The sequence below is a fragment of the Candidatus Skiveiella danica genome (assembly GCF_022705245.1).
Classification (GTDB): domain Bacteria; phylum Pseudomonadota; class Gammaproteobacteria; order Burkholderiales; family Burkholderiaceae_C; genus Skiveiella; species Skiveiella danica.
The window spans coordinates 1-546 of record NZ_JAKJEW010000184.1 but is presented as its reverse complement, the minus strand read 5'-3'; the positions used below and the strand labels follow the sequence as shown (position 1 = coordinate 546).

1 protein-coding gene and 1 pseudogene are annotated in these 546 nt (G+C 67.4%); both read left to right on the top strand.

Features of this window, described 5'->3' with window-relative positions:
- A pseudogene (locus ACMUOY_RS20885) lies at positions 1–232 on the top strand (alpha/beta hydrolase); the annotation flags it as partial.
- A gap of 14 nt (positions 233–246) precedes the next feature.
- Positions 247–546 (top strand): serine hydrolase (locus ACMUOY_RS20880; RefSeq protein ID WP_413894616.1); only part of this gene is annotated, 300 nt, incomplete at its 3' end.

The window sequence follows — 546 nt, the reverse complement described above, 5'->3', positions numbered from 1 at the left end:
GGATCGCTTGGCGCTGGTCGGCCTGGCCGCGAGTCGCTTTCCGGCCACCCAGGTGCCGGCGCACACCCTGGTGCTGCACGGCGAACACGACGACGTCGTGCCGCTGGCTGCCGTGCTGGACTGGGCCAGACCTCAGGGTCTGCCCGTGACGGTGCTGCCCGGCGTGGGGCATTTTTTCCACGGGCAGCTTGCGCTGCTCAAGCGCCTGCTGGTGCAGGCGCTGTCTTCCTGAGTTCGTTCACTCCCATGTTCCCTGTGCGTTTCCTGGCGGCCCTGGCGCTGCTCATCCTGTCGCTCACTGCGCAGCCTCCCGAGGTGGCCGCGCGTCAATTCCTGCTCGTCGACCTGAGCAGCCAGCAGGTGCTGGCCGAGCGCGAGGCCGATCGTCAGGCCGACCCGGCGAGCCTGACCAAGCTGATGACCGCCTACCTGGTGTTCGGGGCGTTGGAGCAAAAACGCCTGTCTCTGGAGCAGACGCTGCCGGTCAGCCAGCGAGCCTGGGATCAGCGCAAGGGCGATCCGTCCTTGATGTTCATCGACACCACC